We start from the raw sequence: 26,490 nt of genomic DNA, 5'->3' as shown, positions 1-26,490 counted from the left end.
GGCGTTATCGCAACAGCGTCGGCTTCACCCACCATTCCGGGTGCGCGGCCTTGATGGCCTTGGCCGCCGCCCCCGCCTGCCGGCAGCTGTCGAACAAGGCGAAGCAGGTGGCGCCGGAGCCCGACATGCGCGCGAGACGGCAGCCGCGCGCGCCGGCGAGCGTCGCCAGAACATGGCCGACGATCGGCGCGATTACGCAGGCGGCGTCCTCCATGTCGTTGCGGCCCTTTTTCAGGGCGCGAATCAGGGTTTCGAAATCCATGCCGTCGGCGATGGCGGGATGCGGGCCGTAGCCCAGGCTCTGGCCCGGTTTCAGTCCGAGTTTGTGGAAGACGGCCTTGGTTTCGACGGGCACGCGCGGATTGATCAGCACGGCGGGCAGCGGCGGCAGTTTCAGCGCCGGGCCGAGCCGTTCGCCGATTCCGCGCATGAATTTCGCGCGGGGATTGAGGCAGACCGGCACGTCGGCGCCGGTGCGCCGCGCCGCCTCGTAGAGCGCGGGATCGGAGAGGGAAAGGCCGTTGGCGGCCGCGAGCAGGCGCAGCGCGGCGGCGGCGTCCGACGACCCCCCGCCAATGCCCGCCGCCACCGGCAGGCGCTTGACCAGGTGGAAGGCGCCCGATTGCAGGCCGGGCTTTTCCGCGCGCAGCGCGCGCTCGACCCGCGCCACCAGATTGTCGCCGCCGTCGCCCGCCTCGATGGCGGTCGGCCCGGACACTTCGAGCGAAAACAGCTCGTCGGGCGCGAAGCTCAGGAGATCGCCCGCGCCGGCGAAGGCGACCAGACTCGTCAGTTCGTGGTAGCCGTCGATCCGGCGGCCTTCGATATGGAGCGTGAGATTGATCTTCGCGGGCGCTCGGGCGTGATGGTTCTGGGTCATAGCGCTTTCAGTTCGGGAGCGGGAATGAAATCCGCGTCTCCCTCAATGCCCGGAAATCGTCCGGCGATCCAGTCCTCGCGCGCCGCCACGATGCGTTCGCGGCTCGATGCGACAAAATTCCACCACAGGAATCGGGGGCCGTCGAGCGGATCGCCCGCGACCAGAGCGACGCGCGCGTCCGTCCGCGCGCGCAGCGCGACGTCGGCGCCGGGTTTGAGCACGATCAGGCTTTTGTCGGCGAAAACCTGGCCTTCGATTTCGATGACGCCGGAAATCAGATAGACCGCCCGTTCCTCGTATTGGCGGCGAATTTCGTAGGCGCCGCCCGCCTCCAGCGCGATTTCGGCGAGCGCGCAGGGGCCGAACGGATTGTCGACCGGCGCCGCCACATCGTCCAGCGCCCCGATCACCGCGCGCGCCCGAAAACCGTCGCCTGCGACCACCGGAATGCGCCCGGCGTCATAATGCGAAAAACTCGGCGCGATTTCCGCCTGGGCCTGCGGCAAGGCCAGCCAGAATTGCAACCCGGCCATGCGCCCGCCGCTCATGCGAAAATGGCGCGGCGCGCGCTCGGAATGGACGATGCCGCGCCCGGCCACCATCAGATTGACGGCGCCCGGCGCGATCTCCTGGTCGTTCCGCAGCGAATCGCGGTGAAACAGCGCGCCGTCGAGCAGATAGGTCAGCGTGGCCAGCCCGATATGCGGATGCGGCCGCACGTCCATTCCGGCGCCCGGCGCGAAATCCGCCGGGCCCATCTCGTCGAGGAAGACGAAGGGGCCGATCGAGCGGCGGCCCGGCGCGGGCAGGGCGCGGCGGACGCCGAACCCTCCAATGTCCCGCATGGGGGGAACGATCAGCATTTCCACCGCCGCGCCGGATGCGCTCATCAAGGCCTCCCTCGTTTCGACAGGTTTGCGCTCACTCCAATTCCAGCTTCTCGACGTCCTTGGCGGCGCCGTCGGCGCCCTGCACGATCTTCTCGATCCGGGCCTCGGCGTTCTTCAGCAGCGCGTCGCAATGCTTCTTCAATTGCTCGCCGCGTTCGTAGAGCGCGATGCTCTTGTCGAGATCGACATTGCCCTTTTCCAACGCGGTGACGATCTCTTCCAGCTCGCGCATGGCGGCCTCGAAAGTCGGTTGTGAATCGTTGGCTTGCATGCGCGCTCCATTTGTCTTTGTCGCCGTGGCGGAAACTTTACCACCTCTTGTGAAGCCGTCGACCTACACGAGCTTGTGATTCGAATCGAGGGAACGAAAGCGCTACCGTTCTGTTCACAGTCCGACACTGAATTTCGGGGGCGGTCATGAAGCAGTGGGCTCTGTTCGGACGTCTTTTTCTGGTCGCTGGCGTGTTGGGAGGGCTGGGCGCTCTCGCTCACCAGCCGGCTCAACCGGCGCGGCCCGCCGCGCCAAAACCGGCGGCGGCGCAGGTGGTTCCGGTCTTTCTGATCGACCGGACGCCGCATCCTGAAGCGGTGGCGCCGCGCAGCATTGTAGTGGACCGCGATCCGCCTGAAGATTGCTTCGCGCCGGTGACGCCGGCGACGGCGAAACAGCGTCTGGCGTGTGGTTGATCAGGGGGCTTCCATGAGCGTGCGGAATGGCTTTGGCAAAGCGTCCGACTGGTTTAGCCTGTCGAAAATCGCAAGTCCCGCCGGCTCGTTGCCATTGGGATGGACCAGGATGACGCCGCCGGGTTTGGGCCTCTCGCCGAGAGCGAGCCAGGAATCCGCGCCCAGCGGAATCAAATGGGCGGCGCGCAGCCGCGCGCCCCAGGCGGAATCCGAAATCAGTCCAGGATAGCGGAAGAACACGCTGGGCGTCTCGCCATTGGCGATCAGCAAGCGTTCGACATTGACGATTTCATCCTCGGGATCGAGACCCGGCGTGAGGATGAAGGTTTCGCCAGCGGGCAGGCTGGGGCGAAAAGGATGTGTGAACGAATGGTTCGTCCACACGATGTCCAATCGTCCCGCCGCCTTTTCTTGCCGCAGCCAGAGAAAATCGTCGCCGTGTCGCGCGACCCACGAACCGGTGAGTGAGAGCGCGATTTTTCCGTTCCGCGTTTCGAGGTTTTGTAGGAATTGTCGTTGCAGCGGCTTGTGCGAGGGGCAGAGATCGCCGGTGACGAACACGCCGCGATTGTCGCGCCCGTGGATCAGTCCGGCGTTCTCCAGCCAGGTCGCGCCGGGCCGCGTCTTTTGGCCGATGCTGGCGCCATAAGTTTCCACCGCGCGCAAATAACGGCTGTTCGCCGCGTCGGCGCTGGCCTCGCGGCAACTCCAGCAGGCGGCGCGCTCCAATTGGGTCTGCAATGTCTCGGGATCGACGGTGAGCAGCAGTTCCTCGCCCTCGACCTTCATGATGCGGATCGCCAGAACGGTCTTGTCGTCGCGGACGCAGCTTTCCAGAATCATCTGGTAATCGGCGACGCGCTCCAGCGGCTTGACCGGCCCTTCCAGCGGCGCTTCAATCGCGGGCGGCGCGCAATCGGCCCGCGCCGCGCCGACGCCAGCGAGGGCGGCGATCGCCATGGCCGTGACAAGGCGTTTCATCGTCAATCCATGAATGATCCCAAGCTGTTTTCTATAGACCTCGTCGCCCGCGAGTCCAGCGCAGCGTCGGAGACGGCGCGCGCGCTCGGAATCGAGGTCGCCGCGCAATTCGGCCCACGCGAGGAGCAGACTTTCGCCCTGATCGCGCGCGCCGCCGCCGGAGCGGTTGTCGGCGGCCTCAACGGCGTCATCCACTGGCGCTGGCTCTATGTCGCGCAATTCCGTGTCGCGCCCCCGGCGCGCGGGCGGGGCGTTGGCGGCGCGCTGCTGGACCGCGCCGAGCGCCTCGCGCGTGAAACAGATTGCGTGGGAATTTATCTCGACACGTTCAGCCCGGCTGCGCGCGCGTTTTATGAACGCCGGGGTTTCGCCAAGGCGGGCCAGATCGACAATTTTCCACCCGGCTCGGCGCGGGTGTTTCTGACGAAAAAGCTCTGATCGGCGCGCCTTCTATTCCGCTGCCAGGATCGGGGCCGCCGGCCGTAGCGCATCGGAAACGGCCGCGACGAGGCGCGGGGCGGGGACCGGTTTCTCCAGATAGCCGCGCGCGCCCAGCGCCAGGGCCGCCCGCCGGAACGAGCCTTCGCCCTTGCCGGTCATCACCACGATCGGGCAGGCCGGAGCGGCGCCGCCCATTTCGGCTAGCAGATCGAGCCCGGTCACGCCGCCGGGCATTTCAACATCGGTCAGGATGCAGTCGATGTCGGAGAAATCGCCGGTTTGCAGAAATTCCGCGGCGGAGGAAAACGTCCGGACCCGAAAGCCCGCGTCTTCCAGCACCATCTCGATGCCGAGGCGGATCAGGCAGTCATCATCAATGATGCAAATGGCGGACATGGCGACCCCCGGCGTCGTATCGCCCTCGCGGTTAAACACCGGGGCCAATTGACAAAATCATTGTTGCGCCTGAAGAAGTTAACGGTCCATTAACCTGCAGATTGCAGCCCGGCGCCCCCGTCGTTGCAGCACGCGCGGAGACGCCCGATCCTGCTTGGTTTCGGGCGGTTTGGCGGCAAATTCTGCCGAAGCGTCAGACCGGATTCACATTATCGTGAGGTCAGCATTTCGTCAGGCTTTCGCCTCGCTTACACCCGCATTGGCATCAGCACATAGAGCGCGCTGGCCCCGTCGCGGTCCATGATGATGGTGGGAGACCCCGAATCATTCATCTTGAACAGCGCCGTGTCGCTGTCGAGCTGTCCGGCGATGTCGAGCAGGTAGCGGGCGTTGAAGCCGATTTCGAGCGGCGCGCCGTCGTAATCGACTTCCAGCTCCTCCACGGCCGAGCCGGAATCCGGATTGGTCACCGACAGCACCAGCTTGCCCTCGGCCACGGCGAGCTTGACCGCCCGTCCGCGTTCCGAGGAAATGGTCGAGACGCGATCGACCGCTTCGGCGAAATCCCTGCGCTCCACGGTGAGGAACTTGTCGTTCTGCGTCGGGATCACCCGCGCGTAATCCGGGAAGGAGCCGTCGATCAGCTTGGTGGTCAGCATGACCGGGCCGATGCCGAAGCGGATTTTGGTCGACGACAGCTCGACGCCGATTTCCGCGTCCGGGTCCTCGATCAGCTTTTGCGCCTCGGCCACGGCCTTGCGCGGAACGATAATGCCGGGCATGCCCACAGCGCCCGCCGGGGCCGGCGTCTCCAGCCGCGCCAGCCGGTGTCCGTCCGTGGCGACGGCGCGCAGAAAAGCCTGGCCCTCGACCTCGGCGACATGCATGAACACGCCGTTGAGGTAATAGCGGGTTTCCTCGCTGGAGATGGCGAATTGCGTCTTGTCGATCAGGCGCTTCAGTTCGGAGGCGGTGATCTTGAAGGCATGGGTCAGTTCGCCGGCGGCGAGATCGGGGAAATCGCCTTCGGGCAGGCTCTGCAGGTTGAAGCGCGAGCGTCCCGAGCGCAATTGCAGCTGGCCGTTGTCGCCGGCCTCCAGCGACACCTGCGCGCCATCGGGCAATTTGCGCACAATTTCATAAAGCGTGTGCGCGGGCAGGGTGGTCGCGCCCTTCTGCCCGACGTCGGCGGGCGTCGTCTCCGTCACTTCAAGATCGAGGTCGGTGGCCTTGAGCTGCAAGCCGTCGCCGCTGGCGCTGAGCAGCACGTTGGACAGGATCGGAATGGTGTTGCGCCGCTCGACGACGCGATGCACGTGACCGAGCGATTTGAGCAGGGCCGATCTCTCAAGCGTGACTTTCATCTGGGCGGCGTTCCGAAACTTTTGAATTTTTTAGGGCGGCAAGACTGCCTCGCTGCGGCGCACAAGGCAAGTGCGTCGCGCCGTAAATCCACGGCATTTGCCGGATCGGGGGAAATCGCGCGGCTCCAGCGGATGTCGTTGCGGAAAATGATTCTGAAAATCGTTTCAAAACAATAGCAAAACCTTTTTCGCGGGGGATGCCGATCCTGGATAGCGGGCGTCTGCGACCAAAGTCTATTTTTTAACCGATTTATGTCGGCCGGCGCGGCCGGCGAAGGAGAAAGGAGCCGAACATGTCAGGATTCACGCCGGGTCACCACCACGGCAAGGTGACCCATCACGAGCTGAAGCAGAGCTTGTCCACCCTGCAATTGTGGGGCATCGCCGTCGGTCTGGTCATTTCCGGCGAATATTTCGGCTGGTCCTACGGATGGGCCTCCGCCGGCACGCTGGGCTTCCTGATCTCGACCGTGTTCATCGCGGTGATGTACACCACCTTCATCTTCTCCTTCACCGAACTGACCACCTCCATTCCGCACGCCGGCGGCCCGTTCGCCTATGCGCGCCACGCGTTTGGCGACACCGGCGGCTATATCGCCGGCATCGCCACGCTGATCGAATTCGTGTTCGCGCCGCCCGCCATCGCGCTGGCCATCGGCGCCTATCTCAACGTGCAGTTTCCCGCGCTCGATCCGAAAATCGCGGCGGCGGGCGCGTATTTCGTGTTCATGACGCTGAACATCGTCGGCGTGCAGGTGGCGGCGACGTTCGAATTGCTGGTCACGCTGCTCGCCATCGTCGAATTGCTGGTGTTCATGGGCGTGGTCTCGCCGGGCTTCTCCTTCGCCAATTTCGCCGCCAACGGCTGGGCGGGCGAAAGCCATTTCTCGCTTGGCGCGATTTCCGGCATGTTCGCCGCGATTCCCTTCGCAATCTGGTTCTTCCTGGCGATCGAAGGGGTGGCCATGGCCGCCGAAGAAGCGAAGAATCCGCGAAAGTCCATTCCCATCGCCTATATCGCCGGCATTCTGACGCTGGTGGTTCTGGCGCTCGGCGTGATGATCTTCGCGGGCGGCGCCGGCGACTGGAGCAAGCTGTCCAACATCAACGATCCCCTGCCCAAGGCGATGCAGTTCATCGTCGGCGAAAACTCCAACTGGCTGCACATGCTGGTGTGGATCGGGCTGTTCGGACTGATCGCCTCGTTCCACGGCATCATCATGGGCTATTCGCGGCAGATTTTCGCCCTGGCCCGCGCCGGCTACCTGCCTCGCGGCTTTTCGGCGGTGAGCCCGCGCTTCCAGACGCCCGTGCGCGCCATTCTGCTCGGCGGCGTGATCGGCCTCGGCGCGATCCTGAGCGACGATGTTCTCAGCTTCAACGGCCAGTCGCTCACCGCCAACATCGTCACGCTCTCCGCGATGGGCGCGGTGGTGATGTATATCGTCAGCATGGCCGCGCTGTTCAAGCTGCGCGCCAGCGAGCCTGCGATGGAGCGCCCTTATAAAACCCCGCTCTATCCAGTGTTTCCCGCCATTGCGCTGAGTTTCGCCGTGATTTCCCTGATCGCGCTGGTCTATTACAACCTGCTGCTGTCCGGCATTCTCGCGTCGATCATCGTGCTGGGTTATGTTTACTTCCTGCTCACCAAGAAGAGCCGCGAGGAGGCCCCGCTCGACACCATGATCGAGACGCCGACCGAACTGGCCATCGACCTGCAAGCCGGCGCCTGAGGAGAGAAAAGACCATGGCCTATGCGCACAGCGTGAGGGGACGGAGTTTTCGGTTCGACGATCTGAAAACCCTGCTCGCCAAGGCGACGCCGGCCCGATCCGGCGACGCGCTCGCCGGGATCGCGGCGGCGGACGACAGCGAGCGCGCCGCCGCGCAATGGGCCTTGGCCGATCTGCCGCTCAAGACGTTTTTGAACGAGCAGGTCATCCCCTACGAGCAGGACGAAGTCACGCGCCTGATCGTGGACAGTCATGATTCCGGGGCTTTCGCCCCGGTGTCGCACCTGACCGTTGGCGACTTCCGCAACTTCTTGTTGTCCGACGCCGCCGACGAGGCCGCGCTCGCCGCCTTGGCGCCCGGCCTCACCCCGGAAATGGTCGCGGCGACGTCAAAAATCATGCGGGCGCAGGATCTGGTGCTGGTCGCGCGCAAATGCCGCGTGGTCACCAAATTCCGCAACACCATTGGTTTGAAGGGACGACTTTCGACCCGATTGCAGCCCAACCATCCGACCGACGATCCCGCCGGCATCGCCGCTTCCGTGCTCGACGGCCTGATGTACGGCTCGGGCGATGCGGTGATCGGCATCAATCCGGCCTCGGATTCCATTCCGGCGGTGATGAAGCTGGTGGCCATGCTCGACGAGATCATCTCGCGGCAGAATATCCCGACGCAGTCGTGCGTGCTGACCCATGTCACCACCAGCATCGAGGCGATTTCCCGCGGCGCCCCCATCGACCTCGTCTTCCAGTCCATCGCCGGCACGGAGGCCGCCAACAAGAGTTTCGGCGTCGATCTCGCCGTGCTGAAGGAGGGCCGCGACGCCGCGCTGTCGCTGCAGCGTGGGACCGTCGGCGACAATGTCATGTATTTTGAAACCGGGCAGGGGTCGGCTCTGTCGGCGGAGGCGCATCACGGCGTCGATCAGCAGACGGTCGAGGCGCGCGCCTATGCCGTGGCCCGCGCCTTCAAGCCGCTGCTGGTCAATACGGTGGTCGGCTTCATCGGTCCCGAATATTTGTACAATGGCAAGCAGATCATCCGCGCCGGTCTGGAAGATCATTTCTGCGGCAAGCTGCTCGGCGTCCCCATGGGTTGCGATATTTGCTACACCAATCATGCCGAAGCCGATCAGGACGACATGGATGTGCTGCTCACTCTGCTTGGCGCCGCCGGCGTCAATTTCATCATGGGCATTCCCGGTTCCGACGACATCATGCTGAACTATCAGACGACCTCGTTCCACGATGCGCTCTACGCCCGCCGCGTGCTGAACCTCGCCCCGGCCCCGGAATTTGCCGCCTGGCTGGAGCGAGCGGGAATTTTCACCGACGCCTCGGCGGCGAAACTGGGCGAAAGCCTGCCGGCGCCGCTGCGCGCCCTGGCGTTTGGGTGAGGCGGTCATGAACGACGTGATCAAAAATCCCTGGGGCGAGCTGCGCCGCCTCACCGCCGCGCGGATCGCGCTGGGCCGCGTCGGAACCAGCCTGCCGACCGCCGCCCACCTCGATTTCCAATACGACCACGCCCGCGCGCGCGACGCCGTGCATCGGCCGCTCGACGCCGAGGCGGTGGCGGCGGGGCTGCGCGCGCAAAATCTTGACGTGCTGCGCGTTCACAGCGCGGCGCCGGATCGTGCGACCTATCTGCAACGCCCCGACCTCGGCCGCCGTCTCGACGACGCCTCCCGCGTCCTGTTGCATCCACAGCCATGCGATCTCGCCTTTGTGGTCGCCGACGGCCTGTCCTCCTTCGCCATCGAGAATCATGCGGCGCCGTTCCTCGCCACGCTGCTGCCGATGCTGAAGGGGTTTGCGCTCGGCCCGGTGGCGCTGGCCCTGCAAGGCCGGGTGGCGCTTGGCGACGAGATCGGCGCGCTGTTGCAGGCCAAGATCGTGGTCGTGCTGATCGGCGAACGCCCCGGCCTGTCGTCGCCGGATTCCATGGGGCTCTATCTGACCTGGGCGCCGGAAAAAGGCCGCACCGACGCCGACCGCAACTGCATCTCCAACATCCGGCCCGAGGGGCTGGCCTACGAGGCCGCCGCCCGCAAAACCCTTTATCTGCTTGGCGAAGCGCGGCGGCTTTCCTACAGCGGCGTGCGGCTCAAGGACGAGACCGACGCGAATGGCCTGACGCTTGCAAGGGAGAGCCGGCCGGAACTGTCGGGCGCCTGAGGCGGTTGTTGGGGTTTCGGCGGAATCCTTCCGGGACCTCACATGTTGCTCGCCCAAGCCGATCAGACCGCCGCGCTGTTTCGCGCCGACTCCGAGGACGTGGACCATCAAGCCGAACTGCTGCGGGGCTGGAATCAAAGCTATGCGCAGGTCTCCGCCGGCCGCTTTTTCGGTTCGGTGACGGAAGTCGCGCTGGGTCCGGCGCGCATTTTCTCCGAACATACCGGGCAGGCGCTGATGCAGTCGGGCCTGCTGCCCGATGATCTTCTCGCGCTGGGCCTGCCGCTGTCCCTGCCGGGGCCTGCCGTTTTTTGCGGCATGCAGGACGATTTCGATGCGCTGCATGTCTTTTCCGGCGGCAGCGGTTTCGAGTTTCTCTCGCCGGGGGCCATGACCATGGCGGGGCTGGTGGTGCCCCGCGCCGCGCTGATGGATTTGCTGAGCGAGTCCGAGCAGGCCGTGCTGCGCGAAAGATTTGGCTCCGCCCGCCTCGCCCGTGTTGAGGCCGACGCCGCCTCGGGCGCGCGCGATTTTGTGCGCGGGGTGCTCGACATTGCCGAGACCGCGCCGCAAGTGTTGGAAAACCGCCCGATCATGGACGCGCTCGCCAAGGGGCTGTTGTCGAATGTGGCCGCGCTGATTTCCGCCTATGCGGCAAACCCGCGCGAAACCACGCCGGCGCGGCGCTGGGCCATTGTCGCGCAGGCGCGCGATTTCGCCCTGAGCCGCCCGGACGAGCCGACCAGCATCGCCGAGCTTTGCCGGGAGACTGGGGTGAGCCGGCGCACGCTGCAAAATTGTTTTCAGGAGGTTCTGGGCATGAGCCCGGCCCATTTCCTGCGCGCCGTACGCATGAACGGCGTGCGCCGCATGTTGCGCGGCGCCGCCTCGGTGACCGAAGCGGCCGCGCATTGGGGCTTCTGGCATTTCGGCCATTTCGCCAGGGATTACGCCGCCCTGTTCGGCGAATTGCCGTCGCAGACCCATCGTCGCCTCAACCCGCGCCGGCCGCACTGAAGCGCAACGGATCGAGGCGACGGCGCCTCACGCCGCGGCGAGATCGTGCACAAAACTCTCGACGGTGCGTCTGAGATCGTCGGCCTGGTTCGACAATCCGCCCGACAGCGACATCAGCTGGCTGGAGGCCGATCCCGTCATATTGGCGGCCTGGCCCACCTCCGAGATGTTATGCGTCACCTCCTCGGCGCCCGTGGCCGCCCTCTGGCAATTGCTGGCGACTTCGACAATGGCGCCGCCTTGCTGCTCGACCGAGGTGGCGATGGCCACCGAGACGTCTTTGACGTCCGACAGGGTTTTGACGATCTCGTCGATGGACGCGACCGTCGAATTGGTCGCCTGCTGCATTTCCGCGACCTTGCTGGAAATGTCGTCGGTCGCCTTGGCGGTTTGCAGGGCGAGTTGCTTCACCTCCGACGCGACCACCGCGAAGCCGCGGCCCGCCTCGCCGGCCCGGGCGGATTCGATGGTGGCGTTGAGGGCGAGCAGGTTGGTTTGATTGGCGATGTTGCGGATCAGGTCGACGACTTCGCCGATGGCCGAGGCGTTGGCGGACAGCGCGTTGATCTGCGCATTGGTGGTTTCCGCCTCCTTGAAGGCGTCCTCGGCGATTTTCGCGGAATGATTGACCTGACTGGTGATTTCCCTCACCGAAACCGCCAGTTCTTCGGAGGCGGAGGCCACCGTCTGGACGCTGTGCGACGCCGAGGCGGCGGAGGTCGCGACGACGCTGGCCTGCCGCGACGTTTCTTCCGCGGTGGACGCCAGGGCGCGCGCGGCGGCGGCGACTTCGGACGACGACCGCCCGAAGCCATTGGCCAGATCCTGCATATGCGTCACGAATTTGCTGGCAAGCGTCTCGCGCCGCTGCAGCCGCTGGCGGCCCGCCTCTTCCCGCGCGGCTTCCTCCTTGCGCTGCGTTTCGGCGTTCCGCAGGCATTGGCGCATGCCCATCAGCTCCCGCGCCATCTCGCCGATTTCATCCTGACGTTCGCCGTCCGCCACCTCCGTCGCATAATCGCCGCGGCCGACCGCGCTCATGGCGGCTTTGAGCGCGCCCAGCGGATGCGTGACATAGCGGCTGACGACCAACAGCGCCGCGCCCACAGCCGCAAGGAATCCAGTCCCGACGCCGAGCGCGGTCCAGAGAATGGTGGAAAGGACGGAGGCTGTGAGATTGTCCGAAGCCTTGCCGATCGAAGCGACGACTTTTTCGGTGAGGTCGATCTGCGACGCCATAACCTGGACCAGAGCCGGCTCGCATTGGGATTTCATGTTCTCGGAGGCTTTGGCGTTGCCTTCCGGATCAGTCGAATTCGCCATGCTGATGGTCGTGGCGCATGTTCTGTCCAGGTGGTCATGAAAAGTTCGCCCGAGGGCGTCCAGCGCCGAGGCGAAATCCGGCAGGTTGCCGCGCGCTTTGGCGATGTAGGCGTCAAAGTTCTTGACCGAGTTCAGGCGGTTTTCGATGGCGGTTTGATTGCCTTCGTCGCTTGTGGAGGAGATGTTTTGATACAGAGCGGAGACGGCGGCCTGCGCATGACGATTAGCCCGCGCCAACTGGATCGTTCCGGTCGCCGGTCCGTCGATCAACTGGCTGTAGGCCGTATCGACGCCGCGCAACTGGTAAAGCGCGACGCCCAGCCCCAGCGCGGCGATGCCGCCGAGGACGATCATCTGGCTGGCGACCTTCCTGCCAATGCTCCAATCAACGTATCGCATCTGTGTGTCTCTGCTGCAAAAAGGCTCAAGCCCAAGCGGAGGATATTGTTGTGAAAAACATTAAACAAATCGTGTATAGATACAGATAAGCATTTGGTATTATGTTTTTTAATTACAGCTACGCAAATATAGCGCAGGGGAAATATTATTACGGTAAGGCATGGTATGCTGGAGATGCGAGCAAACGGGGGGCGTCGTTCATAGGCCCAGCCTGTCCGCGAACCCGTTCGCCCCCGCACGCAGGCGAGGGAGACACGCCTTTTGGGTCCATAAGCATCGAGAAAGCTTAATAAATTTGCTTTTTACAACCGGAAGACGAGAGATGGCGAGCGAGTTGTATTTAGGCAACAATGCGGCGGTTTGTTGTTGGCTGTGCGGTGAAAAACCGATGCGGCGATTGATAAAACGACTGAATCATGTTCGTCTATGAAGACACGGCGCGACGAGCGAGAATGATCGTCGAAGTAAAACTAAAGTTCAGTCCGCGTGAGAGCGATCCCGGCGTCGCCGACTTTCACGTCTCTTGAAATTCATAGGTGAATTTTGCGCAATCTTCTTCTCTCCTCCGTCGCTTTCACGGTTCTGGCCGGTTCGGCCGTGGCCGCCGATCTCCCGTCCACCAAGTCCGCTCCGGTCTTCACGCCGGCGCCCGCGTTCAGCTGGACCGGCGTCTATGTCGGCGTTTACGGCGGCGGCGCTTTCGGCGACGGCAAGAGCACGGCGGTGAACTTCGGCCTCAAGACCAGCGCCAGCCCGAATGGTGGAACGGCCGGCGGCCTGGTCGGCTACAACTATCAGTTCAGCCCCAATTTCGTGATCGGTCTCGAAGGCGAAGGCGGCTGGCAGGGTCTCGAAAGCTCCACCACCATCTTCGGCGTCACCACCAAGTCGAGCACCGATTATGCCGCCCGCATTCGCGGCCGCCTGGGCTACGCCCTGGGCAACGCCTTGATCTTCGTCGCGGGCGGCGCGTCCTTCTCCGACCTGAAATTGTCCGTGTCCTCGCCGGGCGCGAACTCCTACGCGATCACCAAGGACAGTGTGGGCTGGACCATCGGCGGCGGCGTCGATTACGCCTTCACGCCCAACTGGATCGCCCGCGTCGAATATCTCTACGACGAGGTCCCGTCGGCGACCTATGGGTTCCTCTCCGCTTCGGGGCTGACCTATGACGACGTGCGCGTGAAGTCGAGCGAAAGCACTGTTCGCGCGGCGATCATCTACAAGTTCGGCTTGCCCGAGGCGGCGCCGCTGGTCGCGAAATACTGAGCCGACTTTCCATCGCCCAGCATCAGCCCGGCTTTCGCGAGCCGGGCTTTTTCGTGGCCGCGGCCGCCCGCAGGGATGGGAGCTCATTCTTCACCGGCCCTTAATTTGCCTTACTTACGCTCGACAAGGCGCAGTTCAATGCAAATTCGGACCGGCACTCATGGCGCGAAAGAAATCGGGCGGCGAGCGGATCGAGCCGACTTTCGACGCCGCCGCGCCCAGGGTCGAACCTGAATCGCGCGCGCAGCCCGAAGCCGAGCCGAAGCCCCAAGCCAAAAAAGCGAAAGCCGCCGCCAAGCCCCGGCGGAAAAGCCGCTCGCTGATTGGCGGGCTGATCTATTGGACTTTCGTTCTGGGGGTCTGGGGAGTGATCGGCGTTGGCGGTCTGGCCGTCTATTACGGCTCGCAACTGCCGGCCATCGACCAGCTCGCCGTGCCCAAGCGCCCGCCCAACATCGCCATTCTCGGCGTGGACGGCAGCCTGCTCGCCAATCGTGGCGACACCGGCGGCGCGGCGGTGCGGCTGCAGGATCTGCCGCCCTATCTGCCCAAGGCGTTCGTCGCCATCGAGGATCGCCGTTTTTACAGCCATTACGGCGTCGATCCCATCGGCGTCGCGCGCGCGCTGGCGCGGAACGCCCTGGGGCGCGGCGGCATGCAGGGCGGCTCGACGCTCACCCAGCAGCTCGCGAAAAACCTGTTCCTGACGCAGGAGCGCACGGTGTCGCGCAAAATCCAGGAGGCGATCCTGGCGCTGTGGCTGGAGCGCAAATATTCCAAGGATCAGATTCTCGAACTCTATCTCAACCGCGTCTATTTCGGCAGCGGCGCTTACGGCGTGGACGCGGCGGCGCTGAAATATTTCGGCCATCCCGCGAAGGACGTCACGCTGGCTGAAGCGGCCATGCTGGCGGGCCTGATGAAATCGCCGTCGAAACTCGCGCCCAACCATTATGAGAAGGCGGCCATCGAGCGCGCCGACCAGGTGGTCGCCGCCATGGCGCAGGAGGGCCACATCACCGAGGCCATGGCGAAGCTGGCGCTGGCGAAACCCGCCCATGCCGTAAAGGGCAAGGATTCCAGCACGCTGAATTACGCCGCCGACTATGTGATGGATGTGCTCGACGACACCATCGGCGCCATTGACGAGGACATCGTCGTCACCTCGACGATCAATCCCGCCATGCAGACGGCGGGCGAAAAGGCGCTGAACACGGTGCTGGCGCAAAGCGGCGGCAAGTTCGGCGTAACCCAGGGCGCGCTGGTGTCGCTGGATTCGACCGGCGCCATCCGCGCGCTGATCGGCGGGCGCAATTATGAGGAAAGCCAGTTCAACCGCGCCGTGTCCGCGCGCCGCCAGCCCGGCTCCTCGTTCAAGCCTTTTGTGTATCTCACCGCGCTGGAAAAGGGGCTGACCCCCGATTCGACCCGCGAGGACGCGCCGATCGACGTGAAGGGTTGGCAGCCGGAAAACTCGACCCATAAATATATGGGCGAGGTCAATCTCACCACGGCGCTGGCCTTGTCGCTCAATACGGTGGCGGTGCGGCTCGGCCTCGAAGTCGGCCCGCGCGCGGTGATCGACACAGCGCATCGACTCGGCATCGGCTCCAAACTGGATCCGAACGCCTCCATCGCGCTGGGCACGTCGGTGGTGTCGCCGCTGGAGCTGGTCACGGCTTACGTGCCCTTCGCCAATGGCGGCATCGGCGTGCAGAGCCACATCATCACCAAGGTGCGGACGGCCGACGGCAAGCTGCTCTACGCGCGCAAAGGCTCCAGCAACGGCCGGGTGATCGACCCGACCTATGTGGCCATGATGAATTCCATGCTGGAGCAGACCCTGATCATCGGCACGGCGCGCAAGGCCGACCTGCCCGGCTGGGAGGCGGCGGGCAAGACCGGCACCAGCCAAGATTACCGCGACGCGTGGTTCGTCGGCTACACCAGCCAGCTCACCACCGGCGTCTGGCTCGGCAATGACGACAATTCGCCGACGAAAAAGGCCTCGGGCGCCAATCTGCCGGTGGACATCTGGAGCCGTTTCATGCGCGAAGCCTTGAAGGGTCAAGTGGTCGCGGGCCTGCCGAGCGGCGGCTGGCGCAGCGAAAGCCTGGGCGGGCTGGCCTCCTCGCTATGGCCGCAGCCGGAGACGCCGCAGCCCCCGCCGCCGGACCAGCCGGTTCAGCATCTCGACACCAGCAATCCCTCCGCCCCCGCCGTGTTCTCCGGCGCGGGACGCGGATCGCCGCTGCCGATGCCGCCGCAACAAGTGGAGCGGGTTCCCCAATACGACCGTCAGGCCCCGCAGTTCGATCGCGACGAGGACCCGATTCCGCCCGCCGATATTCCCGAGGGGCGGCGCCAGGCGCGCGACGACCGCAATTTCTTCGAAAAGCTGTTCGGCGACGAGTGAGCGCGGATTTAGCCGCGCGCGCGAAAGGCGACGGAACGATCTCCCGCCCGGCGCATTGAGCACCGGTTCGCGCCCGTCCGGCGCGGACGCGGAGAAAAATCATGAAGGGTTTCCGCGTCTTGTTTGGCGCTGTGCTGGGCGCGGCCGTCACAGCGGCTTCTGCCGCGCCGGCGCGTCCGGGCGACATCAGGGTGCTGCACGGCGTATCGTTCTATGAGGGCGATCCCGGACCGATCGGCGCGGGCAAGGCGCCGGGCGCGCGGGAGCCGGACATGCGTCTGGTGATCGGCCCTTCCGGCGCCGCGCTCTATTTCAACACGCTGTATGGCGAGCACGAGGGCGCCGCCAATTGCGTGGTGCGTCATCGCGTCGTTTTCGACGACTGGGATCGCGATCACCCCTATGTCCGGGTTTGCCGCAATCCGGGCTGAGGCGGGCTGCGACAATTTGGGGCGGTTGACAAGGAGCGGGGATATGGCGTTCATGTCGCCATGACGCACGCTCGAATCCCGTCTTTCGCAGGGTATTGGCGCTCCTTTTAGGGAGCGGCCATGCGTTCATCCATAACCATGGCCGCCGTATCGGCAGGCGTGTGGTTGAAACTCAATATCGCGTGACGGTGCGGCGGCCTTCAAGGAGGCAAGCCGTGATATTCTCGAACAAGGTGGAATGGCCCATCGAGCCGGAGCGCTGCGCGCTGCTCGTGCATGACATGCAGCCGCATTATCTCGACGCGCTCTCCGCCGACCGCCGCGACCAGATCGTCGCCACGGCGCGCGCGCTGTGCGAAATCAGTTCGCGGCAGGGCGTCCCAATCTTCGCATCGCATGTTCCGCGGGCGCGCCGCCTCGATGAACGCGGGCTGATGGCGGACATGTGGGGGCCCGGGCCTTCGCTGGCGAATTGCGATTTCGAGCCGGCCCTCGGCCTCGACGCCCATCATGTCCGGCCGCTCGTCAAACGCAGCTACAGCGCCTTTTTCGGCAGCGATTTCGAGCTTTTGCTGCGCCGTCTCGGGCGGGACTCCTTGCTGATCGTCGGCGTCCACACCTCGATCGGCTGCCTCTATTCGGCGGTGGACGCCTTCGCGCGCGACATCAGGGCGTTTGTCGTCGCCGACGGCGTGGCGGACATGGACGAGGCGGCCCATGCGGCGGGGCTGGCCGCCGCCGCCAAAACCTGCGCCCGCGTGGTCGAGAGCGCGGAGGCGGTCGCGGCCCTGTCGCCCAAACCGCGACGCCGAATTTCGGAAAGCCGCGCCTATGACGTCTGTTGAGGCGACGTCACAGCGCCTCCAAAAACCGCACCGCGCGCCCGGTGGAGGGCGTCAAAATCTCGCCCTCCCACATCACCTTGGCGCCGCGCACGAACGTCCCGACCGGCCAGCCCTTCACGGGCTTGCCGTCATAAGGCGTCCAGCCGCAGCGCGAGGCGATCCACTCGTTGCGGATGGTCTGCGCGCGATTGAGATCGACGATGGTGAAATCGGCGTCATATCCCCGGGCGATACGGCCCTTGCCGGCGATCTGGAACAGCCGCGCCGGCCCCGCGCTGGTGAGATCGACGAAACGCTGCAGGGTCAGCCGCCCGGCGTTGACGTGGTTGAGCAGGGTGGGGACCAGCGTCTGCACGCCGGTCATGCCCGAGGGGCTGTCCGGATAGGGCTTGGCCTTTTCCTCCAGCGTGTGCGGCGCGTGGTCGGAGCCGAGCACGTCCACCACGCCCTGCCGCAAGCCGTCCCACAGCGCATCGCGATGACGCGGGGCGCGCACCGGCGGATTCATCTGAATCAGCGTGCCAAGCCGCGCGTAATCGTCGGCGGTGAGCGTCAGGTGATGCGGCGTCACCTCGACGCTGGCGAGATGCTTGTAGGCCGCCAGAAACTCGATTTCCTCGGCGGTGGTCACATGCAGGACATGGACGCGCGCGCGATGCCGCTCCGCCAGCGCGATCAATCGCTTGGTGCTGGTGAGCGCCGTCAGTTCGTCGCGCCAGACCGGATGCGAGGCGGGATCGCCGGGGATGCGCTCGCCCTTGCGCGCGTTCAGCCGCGCCTCGTCCTCGCTGTGGAAGGCGGCGCGGCGGCGGATATGTTTCAATACTTCGCCCACGCCCTCGTCGTCGGCGATCAGCAGCGAACCGGTAGAGGAGCCCATGAACACCTTGATGCCCGCCGCGCCCGGCAGGCGCTCCAGTTCGGCGGCGTGTTTGGCGTTGTCCTGCGTGCCGCCGACCCAGAAGGCGAAATCGCAATGCATCCGCGCATTGGCGCGCGACACCTTGTCGGCCAAAGCCTCGGGCGTGGTGGTCAGCGGGTTGGTGTTGGGCATTTCAAACACGGCGGCGACGCCGCCGAGCACGGCCGCGCGCGAGCCGGTTTCGAGGTCTTCCTTGTGCGTCGGGCCGGGCTCGCGGAAATGCACCTGGCTGTCGATCACGCCAGGCAGGATGTGCAGACCTCGGCAATCGACGGTTTCGCCGGCGTCGGCCGTCGCGAGGTCGCCGATGCGGGCGATCTTGCCGTCGATCACGCCGACGTCCGCTGCGCCAACGCCATCCTGGTTGACCAATGTTCCGCCGCGCAGGATCACATCATAGCTCGTCACGGGCGCTCTCCGATTTATTTACCGGTTTGGGACCAAGTTTTGCATGGGGGCGTTACCTAGGCGGCTTAAGCGCGTCCGCCCGCGGGCGCAACAAAAAGGTGAGGCGAAGGCGACGACATGAAAGCAGCCAAACTCTCCGATCGCGGTCTGGTTCGCGTCAGCGGCCCGGACGCGCGCGGTTTCTTGCAGGGCCTCGTGACCGGCAATGTCCAGACGTTGGAGCCGGGCGAGGCGCGCTGGGCGGCGCTGCTGTCGCCGCAGGGCAAAATCCTGTTCGATTTCCTGATGAGCGCGGCCGACGACGCGGTTCTGCTCGATGTGAAGGCGGAGCAAGCCGCAGATTTGGTCAAGCGCCTGACCATGTACAAGCTGCGCGCCCAGGTCGAGGTGGCCAACGAGACGGAAAAATCCACCGTGATCGCCCTTTATGGCGGCCCGGTTGCGGAAGGGGCCAGGGATTCGCGTCACCCCGATATGGGCGCCCGCCTGATCGTGGCGGCGGCCAGCGCGGATGCGACGCTGCTGACCCTCGGCGGCGACGATGGCCTCGCCGATTACGCAGCGCATCGCATCGCCCTGGGCGTCCCTGAAGGCGGCGTCGATTTCGCCTATGGCGACGCCTTTCCCGCCGAAGCGGACATGGATCTGTTCAATGGCGTGGATTTCAAGAAGGGCTGTTTCGTCGGGCAGGAGGTGGTGGCGCGCATGCATTATCGCGCCACCGTTCGCACCCGCGTGACAAAAGTTCTGCTGGAAGGCGTCGCGCCGCCGCCGGGGGAGACGATCACGGCCGGCGACAAAGCGGCGGGAACCATGGGGTCGAGCGCGGGCGGGGTCGGACTCGCCCTGCTGCGGCTCGATCGCGTGGAGGAGGCGACGCAGGCCGGCCTGCCGCTGAAAAGCGGCGAGACCGTGCTGCGGCTGGCTTAATCCGCCTTGGGCGGCGAAAACTGGTTGAACGCCTGCAGCGCGTGGCTGGAATACATCACTGACGGCCCCGCGCCCATATAGATCGCCATGGCCAGCGTCTCCTCGACTTCCGCGCGGGTCGCGCCCAACTGCGCGGCCGCCTTGGCGTGAAAGGCGATGCAATCGTCGCAGCGCACCGCCACGCCAATGGCCAGGGCGATCAGCTCCTTGGTCTTGGCGTCGAGCGCCCCCGCCTTGGTCGCGCTTTGCGCCAGGGCGGAAAAATTCTTCATGGTTTCGTTGGAGCCGGCGCCGCCGCGCAGGTCGCGCAGCAGGGCGGACAGGGTTTGCGTCGCTTGCGGCCAATCGGAAATCATCGCCAACCTCGTCTGTCGCGTGTTGGCGAACAAATATTCGATTATTCGTAATTATGCAACTGCAATTCCAGCTCGTCGGGGGCGCTTCTGGACTCTTCAGGGCGGTGGGCCAGCGCCGCCATGCAGCCCATGGCGGCCAGCAGGCAGATCGTGGCGACGCCGAAGCCCAACAGATTCATCAGGCCCGACAGGGCGGCGACGGCGGCGACGGCCGCGGCCACGGCGTCGCCGAGGCCGGTGGCGAACAGGATGGCGCGCCGAGCCTCCTCGTCGAACCGGCGCGCGGCGAACAGGATCAAGCCCCAGGCCAGGGTCGCCGCCCCCATCAATTGCGCGGCGATCGCGCCGGCGCGCCCGAGATCGAGCCCGATCAGTTCGCCGAACTTGGTCGGCGCGATCACGAAGGCGAGGCCGAACGCCACCGCGAGCGCGGCGAGAAGGACGAGAGAGATTTTCCGGGACATGCCCACGGCTCCGAAACCCGGACGCGGAGCCTGCATGCCCGCGCCTGCATTCAACGAAACACGTGTCTTCCCCACTGGTTCCGGGGACGCGCCGAACGGTTTCCTCCTGGGACGACTTGTTCTAAGTCTGACCGCATGAACGAAGTTTTGAAACGCGCGATCTCGCATGAGGATGGCCTGCTGCGCTGTCCCTGGCCGGGCCATGATCCGGTCTATCTGGCCTATCACGATCAGGAATGGGGCGCGCCCGAGCGCGACTCGCGCGCGCTTTACGAAAAGCTGGTGCTCGATGGGTTTCAGGCGGGCCTGTCGTGGATCGCCATCCTGCGCAAGCGCGACAATTTCCGCGCCGCCTTCGATGGGTTCGACCCGCTGAAGATCGCCGCCTATGACGAAGACAAGATCGCGAGTCTGATGCAGGACGCGGGCATCGTGCGCAACCGCGCCAAGATCGCCGGCGCCGTCGCCTCCGCGCGGGCCTATCTCGAAATCGAGGCGGGGCAGGGGTTCGCCCACTACCTTTGGGATTTTGTCGACGGTCGCCCGATCGTCAACCATTTCGCCAGCCTGTCGGAGGTTCCTGCGGCGACGCCGCTGTCCGAGAAAATTTCGCGCGACCTCAAGCGGCGCGGCTTCAAATTCTGCGGCCCGACCATCATCTACGCCTTCATGCAAGCGGTGGGCATGGTCAACGATCATCTGGTGGACTGCTGGCGGCACGCGCAATGCGCGGGGGAGCCGCATCCGTGAACGGCGGGCCGTCGCGGGAAGCTCCGCCGCGCGCCTGGCAGCGCATGTTGTCGGGCCGCCGCCTCGACATTCTCAATCCCTCGCCGTTCGATGTGGAGATCGAGGACATCGCCCACGGTCTCGCCCGCGTCGCGCGCTGGAACGGCCAGACGCGCGGCGGCGAAATCTTTTCCGTCGCCCAGCATTCCGTGGCGGTGGCGGACATTGTGGCGCTGATCGAGCCGGCGGCGCCGGCGCGCTGGCTGTTGTTCGCCCTGCTGCACGACGCGCCGGAATATGTGATCGGCGACATGATCTCGCCGTTCAAGGCGGCGTTGGGCGGCGTCTATCATGAGGTGGAGTCGCGGCTGGCGCAGGCGATCCTGCAGCGGTTCGCGCTCAAGCCCGAACCGCCCGCCGCCTTGGCCCGGCTCACCAAGCGCGCCGATCGGATTTCCGCTTATTTCGAAGCCACGCTTTACGCCGGTTTCGACGTGGGCGAGGCGAAAACGTTGTTTGGCGCGCCGAACTTCGCCTTCGAGCGGGTCGCGCCGCTGTTCGCGGCGGTCGCGCCCGAGGCGGCGCAGGCCGCCTTCCTGCAAAAATTCGCTGAAATCGAGGGGCGGCTGTGATGGGCGACACGCTATTGTCGCGCCAAAGGCTGAGGGTCGCGATCCGGCGCGGCGCCGATTGCTACGGAGGCGGGATGTTCGGTATGGAGACGGTATGAACGAGGCGCGCCCGCCCATCGCCGTCGAAATCAACCTCACCGCCGCGATTGTCGCGCTGCGCGGCGACGCGCCGCTGATCCTGGTGGCGCGGGCGGCGACCGGCGCGGCGGCGGCGGCCTTGCCCTCCGGCCCGTTCGACCCGGTCAACCATCGCACGTTCGAGATCGGCCTGCGCGGCTGGGTCGCCGAACAGACCGGCGCCCCGGTCGGCTATGTCGAGCAGCTCTATACGTTCGGCGACCGCGGGCGCCACAGCCGCGCCGACAGCCGCGATCCCCATGTGGTGTCGGTCGGCTATCTCGCGCTGACCCGTCTGTCCGGGGCGGGGCGGGTGATCGCGCCGGGCGCCGGCTTCGCCGAATGGTATCGGTTTTTCCCGTGGGAAGACTGGCGGCAGGGCCGGCCGGCCTTGCTCGACAGCGTGATCATGCCCGGTTTGCGCGCGCTGGTGGCGCGCGGCGAGGGGACGGGCCTGAAGCGCGGTCTGACCCGCGTCGAGCGCGTCCGCGCCCTGTTCGGCGACGAGGGCGAGCGTTTCGACGAGGAAAACGTGCTCGACCGCTATGAACTGCTCTATGAGGCGGGGCTGATCGAGGAAAGCGTGCGCGACGGCCGCGACCCCGCGCCGGGATTTTCCGAAAATCCAAGGCTCGGCGAAAGCATGCAGGCCGACCATCGCCGCATTCTGGCCACCGCCATGGGGCGGCTGCGCGCCAAGCTGAAATATCGCCCGGTGATTTTCGAGCTGATGCCGGAAAGTTTCACCCTGACGGAATTGCAGACCACGGTCGAAGCGATTTCGGGCCGGCATTTGCACAAGCAGAATTTTCGCCGTCTGGTTGAGGCCTCGGCCGTGGTGGAAGCGACCGGCCAGATGTCGCACGCCACCGGCGGCCGACCCGCCGCCTTGTTCCGTTTTCGCCGCGAAGTGTTGCAGGAACGTCCGGCGCCGGGGCTGCGGGTAGGCATACGCGGGTAAATTTGGGGTAAACTCCGCTCTGGTCGTGGACGGATTTCGCGCTATAGTCACGGCTCGGCAATGGAAGGACTTGCTATGGCGGCGCCGGGCGAGGCGATCCAGACTCACGGGTGGCTGATCGCATGCGACGATCAGGCGCGTGTCGTGCGCCGACATTCCGCCAATCTCGGGGATATTTTCCCGCAGGCCGGGCCTTTGCTCGGCGCGCGCCTGCGCGAACTGCTCGGTTCCGAGGAATCGCACCGCCTGCGCAACTTGCTGTCGCGCTTTTCCGCGCCGGCGCGCCCGGCTCTGGTGTCGGGGTGCCGTTTTCCCGGCGTGGAAGGCGCGTTCGACGCCGCCGTTCATTTCAACGGCGAGGACATGGTGCTGGAGCTCGAAATGAGCGACGCCCACAGCGGCCTCGCCGCGCTCGACCGCGCCGCCGCTTTGATCGACCGGCTCGACGATCTCGCCGGTCCCGACGAAATCGGCAAGCGCGCCGCCATGCTCGTGGGCGCCGCGCTCGACGCCGAGCACACGTTTTTCCTGTTGCTGGAGGCGGACAACGCCCGGTTGGCCGGGGCCTATCGGCGTCTCGGCGCGCCGCCGCCCGCGCCGGAAAGCCTGCAGGCGTTCTGGCCGGGCCGGCGGCTGTTCGCCGTCGGCGATGTCGACGCTCCCGAAATTCCCTTGCGCTCGGAGCCGGACATGCTGCCGCTCGACGCCGGCATGACCGCCCTGCGCGCGCCTGGCGAGCCCTTGCGGCAATGGCTGCGCGAGGCGGGTTTCCGCTCGGCGGCTTTCCTGCCGGTGGCGTCAGACGGTTTGCGGCTGGCGTTGATCGTCGGGCTGGGCCGCCAGCCGCGCTTCCCCGGCCTGGGGCTGCGCGGCGCACTCGAGCTGTTTGCGGAAGCTCTGGCCCTGCGTCTCAGGCTGGTGTTGCCCGCGCATCACCAGCCCTGGGCGCCGGACGCCCCGGCGGACCCTCTCAGCGTGCTGATCGTCGAGGACCAGCACATGGTGGCGACGCAACTCGCCGCGGCGCTCGATGAAGCCGGCGCGCGGGTGGTGCGCATTTGCGGCACGGTGAGCGCGGCGCTGGACGCGCTCGACGAGACGTTCGACGCCGCTCTGCTCGACTACACGCTGGGAGGGGAAAATGTGATCCCGGTCGCCGAGCAATTGGAGGCGCGCGGCAAGCCGTTTGTGTTCGCCAGCGGCCATGGCGACGATCTCGACCTGCCGCTGGCTTTCGCCGGCAAGCCCATCGTGGGCAAGCCGTACAAGATCGACAAGATCGTCGCCGCCCTGCGCGCGGCGAAAGGGAAGTAGGGCGCGCGCATAGTCCGGAAAGGCGTGCGCGGTTTTCGGAACAGACGCCGCGCTAAAATAAAATATCGAGCGCGAAATGGGGGGGAAGGCGGCCTTAGGCCGCCGCTCCGCAGCACTTCTTGTATTTCTTGCCGGACCCGCAGGGGCAGGGGTCGTTGCGGCCGGCGCGCTCGCCCAGCACCACCGGCGCGTTCTTGATGCTGATCTCGCCCGCGAAATGCCAGCGCTTTTCCGGGCCTTCGCGATTGAACAGCGACTTTTCCTTGTGCGGCAGGGGCTTGCCCTTATGAATGAAATGGGCGGTGAAGGTCACCGTGCCCATTTCGTCGCCTTCAAGGCCGTTCTCGGTCTCGTGAATGTCGATGCCGAGCCATTCGGAATTGGCCCAGTTCGTCGTCGATTCGCGATCGAACGTCTTGCGCTGCTCCGCCGTCAGGGTCTCGCAGAGATAGTCGATATCGTGCTTGACGAAGGCGCTGTAGCGCGAGCGCATCAACGCTTCCGCCGTCGGCGGCGCCGCCGTGCGGGCCAGATAAGGGCCGCAGCAGGCGGCGAATTCGCGTTTGTCGTCCTCGCGGACGCGGCAGGGGCAGATGTCTTGGGTCATGCCGGCATAACTAGACGATTCCGCGCGTCGCGCAAGCGCGCGAACTCACCGCGCCTGCGACATGGGGACGCCGCCGGGATCAAGCACGCCGAAGGGGCTGGTCTTCGCCGATTCCGCCTTCGCTTCGACCGGCGCGGTCGCGGCGGTTTCCGACGGGCGCAGGCCTGTCGCGGTCCGCGCCGCCGGTTGCGGCGGGGCCGGCTCTACAGTGGCGGGACTCGCGGGTTCGGGGCCGGGTTTCGGCGTCAACTTGATCGTGCGCACGGTCTTGACCTTCACAGGGGCGGGCGAGGGCGCGGCGATTTCTTGCGGCGGCGCGGCTTCGGGCGCGGGGGCTGGGTCGTCGGCGACCTGCGGCGCCGCTTCGGCGGGGGGCGCCGCCTCGGGCTTGGCCGCATTGCGCGCCGTCCCATGGGCGATGCCGAGTTTGACGGCATCGTCGCGATCGACACAGACATGCTTGGACACGCGGTAAATCTGGCCGCGTGGACAATTGGCGGACTGCGCCGCGTTGCTGGCCCCGACAAGAGCGATGAGGGAAAGGACGAGCATTCTCTTCATGCCGCTCGCTTACATTAAGATTGCGGCAATGTTTTAGCAGCCAACGCGCCCCCTTGCCTTTTGCGTCCTGGAGCCGCATAGGCTGGTCCCACCTTCCGACAGCGAGCGCGAACCATGGGTTTTAAATGCGGCATCGTCGGCCTGCCGAATGTCGGCAAGTCGACCCTTTTCAACGCTCTGACGCAGACGGCGGCGGCGCAGGCGGCCAATTATCCCTTCTGCACCATCGAGCCGAATGTCGGCGACGTCGCCGTGCCGGACAAACGCCTCGACGTGCTGACGAAGATCGCGGGCTCCAAGGAGATCATTCCGACCCGGCTGACCTTCGTCGATATCGCCGGCCTGGTGCGCGGCGCCTCCAAGGGCGAAGGCTTGGGCAACCAGTTCCTCGCCAATATCCGCGAATGTGACGCCATCGCCCATGTGGTGCGCTGCTTCGTCGATGGCGACATCACCCATGTCGATGGCGACGTCGATCCTATCAGGGACATCGACACGATCGAGACCGAGCTGATGCTGGCCGATCTCGAATCGTTGGAGAAGCGCGTCAACAATCTGGAAAAGAAGGCCAAGGGCGGCGACAAGGAGAGCAAGGAGCTGCTCGATCTCGTCAACCGCTGTCTCGTGCTGCTGCGCGAGGGCAAGCCGGCGCGGCTGGTCGAGCGGGCGCCGGAGGAGCGCAAGAGTTTCTCACAGCTCGGCCTGCTGTCGTCCAAGCCGGTGCTCTACGTCTGCAATGTCGAGGAAGGCTCCGCCGACAAGGGCAATGAACATTCGCAAAAAGTGTTCGCCCGCGCCGCCGAGGAAGGCGAGGTCGCCGTGGTGGTGTCCGCGCAGATCGAAAGCGAAATCGCGGTGATGCCCGACGACGAGCAGAAGGACTATCTGGAAGCGGTCGGGCTGGAGGAGCCGGGCCTCAACCGGGTGATCCGCGCCGGCTACGGCCTGCTGCACCTGATCACCTATTTCACGGTCGGCCCCAAGGAGGCGCGCGCCTGGACCATCGAGAAGGGCACCAAGGCCCCGGCGGCGGCGGGCGTGATCCACACCGACTTCGAAAAGGGTTTTATCAGGGCCGAGACCATCGCCTATGACGATTACGTCGCCTGCAATGGCGAGGCGGGCGCGCGCGAGGCGGGAAAATTCCGGCTGGAAGGCAAGGAATATGTCGTCGCCGACGGCGACGTGCTGCATTTCAGATTCGCCAACTGACGGGCGGCTTCGGCCGGCTGACGACCG

General features: G+C 65.5%; 28 protein-coding genes. 16 read left to right on the top strand and 12 right to left on the bottom strand.

Annotated features, from left to right (window positions below):
- Positions 1–4 precede the first annotated feature (4 nt).
- The 3 genes from CFB24_RS03250 to CFB24_RS03240 are packed head-to-tail and all read right to left on the bottom strand — an operon-like array spanning position 5 to position 2,041.
- Positions 5–880: a 4-(cytidine 5'-diphospho)-2-C-methyl-D-erythritol kinase gene (locus tag CFB24_RS03250; RefSeq protein WP_088519107.1), complete on the bottom strand. Its 876-nt coding sequence runs from the start codon at positions 878–880 to the stop codon at positions 5–7.
- Positions 877–1,770 carry a pirin family protein gene (locus CFB24_RS03245; RefSeq protein WP_088519508.1) on the bottom strand — a complete coding sequence of 298 codons (894 nt, stop codon included), beginning with the start codon at positions 1,768–1,770 and terminating at the stop codon, positions 877–879. The genes CFB24_RS03250 and CFB24_RS03245 overlap by 4 nt, the downstream gene beginning before the upstream one ends.
- A 31-nt stretch (positions 1,771–1,801) precedes the next feature.
- Positions 1,802–2,041, bottom strand: a complete 240-nt coding sequence (locus tag CFB24_RS03240; RefSeq protein ID WP_088519106.1) for an exodeoxyribonuclease VII small subunit — start codon at positions 2,039–2,041, stop codon at positions 1,802–1,804.
- A 146-nt stretch (positions 2,042–2,187) separates the two neighbouring features.
- Here CFB24_RS03240 and CFB24_RS03235 point away from each other — a divergent pair, with 146 nt between their 5' ends.
- Entirely contained in the window at positions 2,188–2,457 is a 270-nt protein-coding gene (locus CFB24_RS03235; protein ID WP_088519105.1) for a hypothetical protein, read from the top strand.
- On the opposite strand, the gene CFB24_RS03230 is transcribed toward CFB24_RS03235, so the two are convergent.
- Positions 2,458–3,438 carry a polysaccharide deacetylase family protein gene (locus CFB24_RS03230; RefSeq protein WP_088519104.1) on the bottom strand — a complete coding sequence of 327 codons (981 nt, stop codon included), beginning with the start codon at positions 3,436–3,438 and terminating at the stop codon, positions 2,458–2,460.
- A 9-nt stretch (positions 3,439–3,447) separates the two neighbouring features.
- On the opposite strand from CFB24_RS03230, the gene CFB24_RS03225 reads away from it, so the two are divergent.
- Complete coding sequence (locus CFB24_RS03225) at positions 3,448–3,876, top strand: GNAT family N-acetyltransferase (RefSeq protein ID WP_088519103.1); 429 nt, start codon at positions 3,448–3,450, stop codon at positions 3,874–3,876.
- Between the two features lie 12 nt (positions 3,877–3,888).
- On the opposite strand, the gene CFB24_RS03220 is transcribed toward CFB24_RS03225, so the two are convergent.
- Together CFB24_RS03220 and dnaN are read right to left on the bottom strand one after the other, a co-directional pair.
- Positions 3,889–4,275 (bottom strand): response regulator transcription factor, encoded by a 387-nt coding sequence (locus tag CFB24_RS03220; RefSeq protein ID WP_141098329.1) that lies wholly within the window; start codon positions 4,273–4,275, stop codon positions 3,889–3,891.
- 248 nt (positions 4,276–4,523) lie between these two features.
- Complete coding sequence (gene dnaN, locus CFB24_RS03215; RefSeq protein WP_088519101.1) at positions 4,524–5,639, bottom strand: DNA polymerase III subunit beta; 1,116 nt, start codon at positions 5,637–5,639, stop codon at positions 4,524–4,526.
- A 293-nt stretch (positions 5,640–5,932) separates the two neighbouring features.
- Between dnaN and eat the strand changes: the two genes are divergently transcribed.
- Genes eat through CFB24_RS23895 form a run of 4 tightly spaced genes read left to right on the top strand, consistent with a single transcriptional unit; the run spans position 5,933 to position 10,567 of the window.
- The gene (gene eat, locus CFB24_RS03210) at positions 5,933–7,372 is read left to right on the top strand and encodes an ethanolamine permease (RefSeq protein ID WP_088519100.1); all 1,440 of its coding nucleotides are present in this window, start codon (positions 5,933–5,935) and stop codon (positions 7,370–7,372) included.
- A 14-nt stretch (positions 7,373–7,386) separates the two neighbouring features.
- Positions 7,387–8,769, top strand: a complete 1,383-nt coding sequence (locus tag CFB24_RS03205) for an ethanolamine ammonia-lyase subunit EutB (protein ID WP_088519099.1) — start codon at positions 7,387–7,389, stop codon at positions 8,767–8,769.
- A 7-nt stretch (positions 8,770–8,776) separates the two neighbouring features.
- Positions 8,777–9,550 carry an ethanolamine ammonia-lyase subunit EutC gene (gene eutC, locus CFB24_RS03200; protein WP_088519098.1) on the top strand — a complete coding sequence of 258 codons (774 nt, stop codon included), beginning with the start codon at positions 8,777–8,779 and terminating at the stop codon, positions 9,548–9,550.
- A 42-nt stretch (positions 9,551–9,592) separates the two neighbouring features.
- Positions 9,593–10,567 (top strand): helix-turn-helix domain-containing protein, encoded by a 975-nt coding sequence (locus CFB24_RS23895; protein WP_088519097.1) that lies wholly within the window; start codon positions 9,593–9,595, stop codon positions 10,565–10,567.
- 27 nt (positions 10,568–10,594) lie between these two features.
- Here the strand turns inward: CFB24_RS23895 and CFB24_RS03190 are convergent, their stop codons facing one another.
- On the bottom strand, positions 10,595–12,289 hold the full coding sequence (locus tag CFB24_RS03190) for a methyl-accepting chemotaxis protein (protein ID WP_088519096.1): 1,695 nt from the start codon (positions 12,287–12,289) through the stop codon (positions 10,595–10,597).
- Between the two features lie 543 nt (positions 12,290–12,832).
- Between CFB24_RS03190 and CFB24_RS03185 the strand changes: the two genes are divergently transcribed.
- From CFB24_RS03185 to CFB24_RS03170, 4 genes are all read left to right on the top strand, one after another.
- Positions 12,833–13,558, top strand: a complete 726-nt coding sequence (locus tag CFB24_RS03185; RefSeq protein ID WP_158255141.1) for an outer membrane protein — start codon at positions 12,833–12,835, stop codon at positions 13,556–13,558.
- A 160-nt stretch (positions 13,559–13,718) separates the two neighbouring features.
- Entirely contained in the window at positions 13,719–15,974 is a 2,256-nt protein-coding gene (locus tag CFB24_RS03180) for a transglycosylase domain-containing protein (protein WP_088519094.1), read from the top strand.
- A gap of 101 nt (positions 15,975–16,075) precedes the next feature.
- Positions 16,076–16,405 (top strand): hypothetical protein, encoded by a 330-nt coding sequence (locus tag CFB24_RS03175; RefSeq protein ID WP_088519093.1) that lies wholly within the window; start codon positions 16,076–16,078, stop codon positions 16,403–16,405.
- 215 nt (positions 16,406–16,620) lie between these two features.
- Positions 16,621–17,250 (top strand): isochorismatase family protein, encoded by a 630-nt coding sequence (locus CFB24_RS03170; RefSeq protein ID WP_088519092.1) that lies wholly within the window; start codon positions 16,621–16,623, stop codon positions 17,248–17,250.
- A 7-nt stretch (positions 17,251–17,257) separates the two neighbouring features.
- On the opposite strand, the gene CFB24_RS03165 is transcribed toward CFB24_RS03170, so the two are convergent.
- Positions 17,258–18,580 carry a dihydroorotase gene (locus CFB24_RS03165; protein WP_088519091.1) on the bottom strand — a complete coding sequence of 441 codons (1,323 nt, stop codon included), beginning with the start codon at positions 18,578–18,580 and terminating at the stop codon, positions 17,258–17,260.
- A gap of 117 nt (positions 18,581–18,697) precedes the next feature.
- On the opposite strand from CFB24_RS03165, the gene ygfZ reads away from it, so the two are divergent.
- Positions 18,698–19,510 (top strand): CAF17-like 4Fe-4S cluster assembly/insertion protein YgfZ, encoded by an 813-nt coding sequence (gene ygfZ, locus CFB24_RS03160; protein WP_088519090.1) that lies wholly within the window; start codon positions 18,698–18,700, stop codon positions 19,508–19,510.
- On the opposite strand, the gene CFB24_RS03155 is transcribed toward ygfZ, so the two are convergent.
- Both CFB24_RS03155 and CFB24_RS03150 read right to left on the bottom strand, forming a co-directional pair.
- Positions 19,507–19,866, bottom strand: coding sequence for a carboxymuconolactone decarboxylase family protein (locus CFB24_RS03155; protein ID WP_088519089.1), 360 nt, complete (start codon positions 19,864–19,866; stop codon positions 19,507–19,509). The two genes, ygfZ and CFB24_RS03155, sit on opposite strands and share 4 nt — an antisense overlap.
- Positions 19,867–19,907: 41 nt before the next feature.
- Positions 19,908–20,330, bottom strand: coding sequence for a hypothetical protein (locus CFB24_RS03150; protein WP_104469628.1), 423 nt, complete (start codon positions 20,328–20,330; stop codon positions 19,908–19,910).
- Positions 20,331–20,465: 135 nt separating this feature from the next.
- On the opposite strand from CFB24_RS03150, the gene CFB24_RS03145 reads away from it, so the two are divergent.
- The 4 genes from CFB24_RS03145 to CFB24_RS03130 all read left to right on the top strand — a co-directional run bounded on the left by CFB24_RS03145 (position 20,466) and on the right by CFB24_RS03130 (position 24,083).
- Complete coding sequence (locus CFB24_RS03145; RefSeq protein ID WP_088519087.1) at positions 20,466–21,080, top strand: DNA-3-methyladenine glycosylase I; 615 nt, start codon at positions 20,466–20,468, stop codon at positions 21,078–21,080.
- Positions 21,056–21,691 carry an HD domain-containing protein gene (locus tag CFB24_RS03140; RefSeq protein WP_088519086.1) on the top strand — a complete coding sequence of 212 codons (636 nt, stop codon included), beginning with the start codon at positions 21,056–21,058 and terminating at the stop codon, positions 21,689–21,691. The genes CFB24_RS03145 and CFB24_RS03140 overlap by 25 nt, the downstream gene beginning before the upstream one ends.
- A gap of 94 nt (positions 21,692–21,785) precedes the next feature.
- Positions 21,786–22,769, top strand: coding sequence for an NUDIX hydrolase (locus CFB24_RS03135; RefSeq protein WP_088519085.1), 984 nt, complete (start codon positions 21,786–21,788; stop codon positions 22,767–22,769).
- 60 nt (positions 22,770–22,829) lie between these two features.
- Positions 22,830–24,083, top strand: a complete 1,254-nt coding sequence (locus tag CFB24_RS03130; RefSeq protein ID WP_088519084.1) for a response regulator — start codon at positions 22,830–22,832, stop codon at positions 24,081–24,083.
- A 94-nt stretch (positions 24,084–24,177) separates the two neighbouring features.
- Here CFB24_RS03130 and CFB24_RS03125 read toward each other — a convergent pair whose 3' ends face one another.
- A complete protein-coding gene (locus CFB24_RS03125; protein WP_088519083.1) occupies positions 24,178–24,690 on the bottom strand; it encodes a YchJ family protein in 513 nt (170 codons plus the stop codon).
- A 45-nt stretch (positions 24,691–24,735) separates the two neighbouring features.
- Positions 24,736–25,251: a hypothetical protein gene (locus CFB24_RS03120; protein WP_088519082.1), complete on the bottom strand. Its 516-nt coding sequence runs from the start codon at positions 25,249–25,251 to the stop codon at positions 24,736–24,738.
- 114 nt (positions 25,252–25,365) lie between these two features.
- Here CFB24_RS03120 and ychF point away from each other — a divergent pair, with 114 nt between their 5' ends.
- A complete protein-coding gene (gene ychF, locus CFB24_RS03115; RefSeq protein WP_088519081.1) occupies positions 25,366–26,463 on the top strand; it encodes a redox-regulated ATPase YchF in 1,098 nt (365 codons plus the stop codon).
- Positions 26,464–26,490 lie beyond the last annotated feature (27 nt).

The organism is Rhodoblastus acidophilus, assembly GCF_900187365.1.
Classification (GTDB): domain Bacteria; phylum Pseudomonadota; class Alphaproteobacteria; order Rhizobiales; family Beijerinckiaceae; genus Rhodoblastus; species Rhodoblastus acidophilus.
Note: the sequence above shows the minus strand (reverse complement) of the source record. Positions and strands in the feature narration are given on the sequence as shown.